Source organism: Streptomyces sp. URMC 129, from assembly GCF_051386415.1.
Taxonomy (GTDB): domain Bacteria; phylum Actinomycetota; class Actinomycetes; order Streptomycetales; family Streptomycetaceae; genus Streptomyces.
On sequence record NZ_JBPQTQ010000211.1, the window covers coordinates 1 to 5,638 of the forward strand.

Sequence of the window (5,638 nt, forward strand, 5' to 3'; positions counted from 1 at the left end):
CACCCGCCCGCCCTTTCTCCGGGAGGGCGGGGGCCGCTGGTTGCCGGGCGTGGCCATGTGTCGCCGCCCGTGCGGCGGACTGGGGCGAGATCGGTCCGGAGTCCGTGTCCGTGCCCTGGTGAGGGGAGAAACGGCCGCCGTGCGGGGGGGCGGTGAGCGGGGCGATGCCATTGGACCGGGCCTGCGCCCGTCCGTCGGCCCGTTGGCCGGGCGATCGGCGTCCGTCGGCGATGCCTTGCCTGGGCGGGGGACTCGGGCCCGGCCCGCCCGTCCGCCGCCCTTCGTTCCCCGGAGGGGTGGGCGGGCCTGGGAAAACCCTTGCTCAGCGGTACAGTTCGTCGATCTCCGTCGCGAAGTCCTTCGCCACCACGTGCCGCTTCAGCTTCATCGACGGCGTCAGGTGGCCCGACTCCTCCGTGAAGTGGCCGGGGAGGATGCGGAACGCGCGGACCGATTCGGCGCGGGAGACCGCCGCGTTGCCCGCGTCCACCGCCTCCTGGATCGCCGCCCGCAGCAGGGGGTGGGTGAGCAACTCCTCGCGGGAGAGGCCGGACAGGCCGTGGTCGGCCGCCCAGCGGGGGAGGAACTCGTCGTCCAGCGTGATCAGCGCGCCCACGAACGGGCGGCCGTCGCCGACCACCATGCACTCGGCCACCAGCGCGTGCGCCCGGACGCGGTCCTCGATCACCGCCGGCGCCACGTTCTTGCCGCCCGCCGTCACCAGGATCTCCTTCTTCCGCCCGGTGATGGTCAGATAGCCGTCCGCGTCCAGGGAGCCCACGTCGCCCGTGCGGTACCAGCCGCCCACCAGCGAACGCCCGGTGGCCTCCTCGTCGTTCCAGTACCCGCTGAACAGGTGCTCGCCGCGCACCAGCACCTCGCCGTCCTCCGCGATCCGCACCGACGAGCCCGGCAGCGGCAGGCCCACCGTGCCGATGCGCGGCGCGTCCCAGGGGTTGAACGTGGTCGCCGCGCACGACTCCGTCAGGCCGTACCCCTCCAGCACCGTGAGGCCGATGCCCCGGTAGAAGTGGCCGAGCCGTTCGCCCAGCGGCGCGCCGCCGGAGATCGCGTGCGTGGCACGGCCGCCCAGCGCCGCCCGCAGCTTCCGGTACACCAGCCGGTCGAACACCCGGTGCCGCAGCCGCAGCAGCGGGGACGGACCCCGGGGCGTGTCCAGCGCCCGGCTGTACGCGGTCGCCGTGTCGGCGGCCCGGTCGAAGACGCCGCCCCGGCCGCCCTCCTGGGCCTTCGCCCGCGCCGCGTTGTACACCTTCTCGAAGACCCGGGGCACCCCCAGCACGATCGTCGGGCGGAACGACGCCAGGTCGTCGGTCAGCGTCCGGACGTCCGGCACGTGGCCGAGCCTGATCGGGGCCATCTGCGTGGCGACCCCGACGACCCGCCCGAAGACGTGGGCCAGCGGCAGGAACAGCAGCACCGACGCCTCGCCCGCGCGGAACAACGGCCCCAGCGCCGCGATGATGTTGCCGCACTCCGCGAGGAACGCCCGGTGGCTGAGCACGCACCCCTTGGGCCGCCCGGTGGTGCCCGAGGTGTAGATGATGGTGGCGGGGGAGTCGGCGGTCAGGCCCGCGGTCGCCGCGTCCAGCTCCTCGTCCGGAACGTCCGCGCCGGCCGCCTTGAGCAGCGCGACCGCGCCCTCCTCGCCGGGCGCGGACAGACACCACACGCGGGTGAGCCGCGGCAGCGTCCCGCGCATCGACGCGACCGCCGCCGCGTGCGCCCCGGTCTCCACGACGACGCCGACCGCGCCGGAGTCCCGCAGGTTCCAGCCGACCTGCTCGGGCGAACTCGTCTCGTACACCGGGACGGTGACCGCCCCGGCGGCCCAGATCGCGAAGTCCAGCAGCGTCCACTCGTACCGCGTACGGGACATCAGCCCGACCCGCTCGCCGGGCCGCACGCCCTGCGCGATCAGCCCCTTGGCGACCGCCCGCACCTCGGCGCGGAACGCGGTCGCCGTCACGTCCTCCCAGACCTCGCCGCGCCTGCGGCCGATCACCGCGGCGTCCGGGTGCCGCTCCGCGTTGGTGTCGAGCAGACCGGCGAGACTCGCGTCGGGCGGCACCTCGTACCGGGCCGGAAGGCTGAACTCCTGCACTGCCGCTGCTCCTCACCTGTGGCGTTCCCGGCCCCTTCCGGCAGCGTACTCGCCGTTCCCGTGCCGGTCCGGCACGCCGAGCGCGGTAGCCTTCCCACGGACGGCACCGGGAAAGACGCGCGAGGAGCCACGGCGATGGCGGAACACACCAGGTCCAGTATCACCATCGAAGCCACGCCGGCCGATGTCATGGCGGTGATCGCCGACTTCGGCCGCTACCCGGAGTGGACCGGGGAGGTCAAGGAGGCCGAGGTGCTCGCGACCGACGCGCGCGGCCGGGCCGAGCAGGTGCGGCTGCTGCTGGACGCCGGCGCCATCAAGGACGAGCACACCCTCGCCTACACCTGGAAGAGCGGCGAGGAGGTGAGCTGGTCGCTGGTCAGGTCCCGGATGCTGCGTGCCCTCGACGGCTCCTACCGCCTGGCGCCCGTCGACGACGGCAAGCGCACCGAGGTCACCTACCAGCTCACCGTGGACGTCAAGATCCCCATGCTGGGCACCATCAAGCGCAAGGCCGAGAAGGTCATCATCGACCGTGCGCTCGACGGGCTGAAGAAGCGGGTGGAGAGCATCCCCGGACGGCCATGACCGCCGGGCCCCGCACGCTGTTCGTCACCGGCCCCGGCGGTGACGGCATCACCACGGTGGCGGCGGCCACCGCGCTGGCCGCCGCCCGCGCCGGGCAGGCCACGCTGCTGCTGAGCCGCGAGCCCGCCGGGCCGGCCGGGCTGTTCGGGGCGCCGCCGCCCGCCTGGCCGGACGAGCCCGCCGAGGCCGCCCCCGGGCTGCACGTGGCAGCGACCGACCCGGCCGCCCGGTTCCGCGCGGCCGTTCTCGCCGCCCAGCGGTACGCCCGGCCCACCCTGGACGCGCTGGGCGCGGCCACCCTGGACGACGACGAGCTGACCGAACTGCCCGGCTCGGCGGCCCCCGCCCTGCTGACGGCCCTGGTCGCGGCCCACGCCACCGGCCGCTGGCGGCTGATCGTGGTCGATCTGCCGCCCGCCGCCGAGGCGGTGAGGCTGCTGGCGCTGCCCGGCCAGGCGCGCCGCTACCTGCGCCGCCTGCTGCCGCCCGAGCGCCAGGCCGCCCGCGCGCTGCGCCCGTTGCTGGCGCAGCTGGCCGGGGTGCCGCTGCCCGCGGAGGGTCTGTACGCGTCGGCGGACCGCTGGGACGCGGGCCTGGCTTCCGCGCAGGAGCTGATCGAGGGGCCGGGCGCCGCCGTCCGCCTCGTCCTCGATCCGGGTGACCGTTCCGCCGGCGCGGTGCGGGCGGCCCGCGCCGGGCTGGCGCTGCACGGCCTGGCCGTGGAGTCGCTGGTCGCCAACCGGCTGCTGCCGGTGCGGTCCACCGACCGGTGGCTGGCGTCGCTCGCCGACCGGCAGTGGGCCGCGCTGGACACGGTGACCGCCGCGACCGGCCTGACCTCGCCGTATCTGGTGCCGCACCTGGGCCGGGATCCGGAGAGCCCGGCGGACCTGGCCGAGCTGTCGGTGCCGCCGCCCGGCGAGCCCGGCCGGGCGGCGCGGACCGGGCCCGGGGTCGAGGACCGGCTGGCCGCCGACGGCGTCCTGGTCTGGCGCCTGCCGCTGCCGGGCGCGACGCGCGCGGACCTCGGCGTGGTCCGGCGGGGCGACGAACTGATCGTGGACGCCGGGCCGTTCCGCCGGATCCTGCCGCTGCCCGCCGCGCTGCGCCGGTGCGCGGTGGCGGGCGCGGCGTTCGAGGAGCCCGGCGGCCTGGCCGTGCGCTTCGCTCCCGACCCCGCCCGCTGGCCCGAGCGGGCGCCCGAACAAGGGCCCGGGCGGGCGGCCGGGCGGGCGACCGGGCCGGACCCCGGGTGAGCACTCAACGGCAAGCGCCCGTTCGGGTACCGTCGGCCGTGACGGTCGAGTCCCAGGAGGCCGCGATGAGCGACACCACCGATCGGCCGGGACAGCCCGGCCCCACCCCTCCGCCGCCGGACCCCGATGCCTGGGCCACGGCGTGCGAGGAGGACCTCACCGCCGAGCGCGCCCGCAGGCGCGAGCGGTACGGGGCGCCGCCCGGCGACGCCGCGGCGGAGCTGCGGGCGCTCGCCGACGCCGTGACCGAGAGGATCGGGCGGCTCGGCCGGGCCCTCGGCCCGGGCATCGGCATGGCCGCCGGGCCGCTGGCCGACCGGGCGCGGGCGGCGCTGGACCCGGTGATCGAGCGGAACGCGGACACGTTCCAGCACCTCGCCAACGCCGGGCAGGAGCTGCTCGCCGCCTACCGGGCCGCCGTGCTCGGGCACGAGGAGCGCTGGTCGCGCCCGGCGTCCGGGGAGCCGCCGCGCGGGGCCGACCGGGACGATGGGGGAGAACCCGGGGACGCCGCGGGCTCGCACCGTATCGACCTCGACTGATCCTCGTCCGATCCGGCGAAGCCCCGTTCACCCTCCGGTACGGTGGTCGCCAGGCGGGGATCCACTGACTTCAGTTGAGGGACATATGGGACTGACCATCGGTGTCGATATCGGCGGGACGAAGATCGCGGCCGGGGTGGTCGACGAGGACGGCACGATTCTCGACACCTCCCAGGTACCGACCCCGCCGACCCCCGAGGGCGTCGTGGAGGCCATCGCCGCCGCGATCAGCACCGTCGGCAGGGGCGTCTCCGCCGAGGCCGTGGGCATCGGGGCCGCCGGTTACGTGGACGACAAGCGGGCCACGGTCCTGTTCGCGCCCAACATCCAGTGGCGCCACGAGACCCTCAAGGACAAGATCGAGCAGCGGGTCGGCATGTCCGTCGTCGTGGAGAACGACGCGAACGCCGCGGCCTGGGGCGAGTACCGCTTCGGCGCGGGCGCCGGTCACGACGACGTCGTCTGCGTGACCCTCGGCACCGGCCTGGGCGGCGGGATCATCATCGGCGGCAAGCTGCACCGCGGGCGGTTCGGCGTGGCCGGGGAGTTCGGCCACATCCGGGTGGTGCCGGACGGCCTGCTGTGCGGCTGCGGCAGCCAGGGCTGCTGGGAGCAGTACGCCTCGGGCCGCGCCCTGGTCCGCTACGCCAGACAGCGCGCCAGCGCGACCCCCGAGTCGGCCGCGATCCTGCTGGGACTGGGCGACGGCACCCCCGAGGGCATCGAGGGCCGGCACGTCAGCGCCGCCGCGCGGCAGGGCGACAAGGTCGCCGTCGACTCCTTCCGCGAGCTGGCCCGCTGGGCCGGGGCCGGACTGGCCGACCTGGCCTCGCTGTTCGACCCGTCCGCGTTCATCGTCGGCGGCGGCGTCTCCGACGAGGGAGAGCTGGTGCTCGACCCGATCCGCAAGTCGTTCCGGCGCTGGCTCGTCGGCAGCAGATACCGGCCGCACGCGCAGGTCCTCGCCGCCCAACTCGGCGGCCGTGCGGGCCTGGTGGGCGCGGCGGACCTGGCCCGCCAGGGCTGACGGGGCCCGTGGCCGACGAGATCCGGCTGGTGAGCTACAACGTCCGCTCCCTGCGGGACGACGTGGGGGGGGGGGGGGGGGGGGGGGGGGGGGGGGGGGG

At 76.0% G+C, this 5,638-nt stretch carries 5 protein-coding genes; 4 read left to right on the top strand and 1 reads right to left on the bottom strand.

Annotated features, from left to right (window positions below):
• Positions 1–322 precede the first annotated feature (322 nt).
• Positions 323–2,125 (bottom strand): AMP-dependent synthetase/ligase, encoded by a 1,803-nt coding sequence (locus ACSNOC_RS26765; protein ID WP_436750153.1) that lies wholly within the window; start codon positions 2,123–2,125, stop codon positions 323–325.
• A gap of 135 nt (positions 2,126–2,260) precedes the next feature.
• Between ACSNOC_RS26765 and ACSNOC_RS26770 the strand changes: the two genes are divergently transcribed.
• From ACSNOC_RS26770 to ACSNOC_RS26785, 4 genes are all read left to right on the top strand, one after another.
• Positions 2,261–2,713: an SRPBCC family protein gene (locus tag ACSNOC_RS26770; protein ID WP_436750154.1), complete on the top strand. Its 453-nt coding sequence runs from the start codon at positions 2,261–2,263 to the stop codon at positions 2,711–2,713.
• Positions 2,710–3,969 carry an ArsA family ATPase gene (locus ACSNOC_RS26775; RefSeq protein WP_436750155.1) on the top strand — a complete coding sequence of 420 codons (1,260 nt, stop codon included), beginning with the start codon at positions 2,710–2,712 and terminating at the stop codon, positions 3,967–3,969. The genes ACSNOC_RS26770 and ACSNOC_RS26775 overlap by 4 nt, the downstream gene beginning before the upstream one ends.
• A gap of 65 nt (positions 3,970–4,034) precedes the next feature.
• Positions 4,035–4,511: a DUF5304 family protein gene (locus ACSNOC_RS26780; protein WP_436750156.1), complete on the top strand. Its 477-nt coding sequence runs from the start codon at positions 4,035–4,037 to the stop codon at positions 4,509–4,511.
• A gap of 85 nt (positions 4,512–4,596) precedes the next feature.
• Positions 4,597–5,538, top strand: a complete 942-nt coding sequence (locus ACSNOC_RS26785) for an ROK family glucokinase (RefSeq protein WP_436750157.1) — start codon at positions 4,597–4,599, stop codon at positions 5,536–5,538.
• Positions 5,539–5,638: the final 100 nt, after the last annotated feature.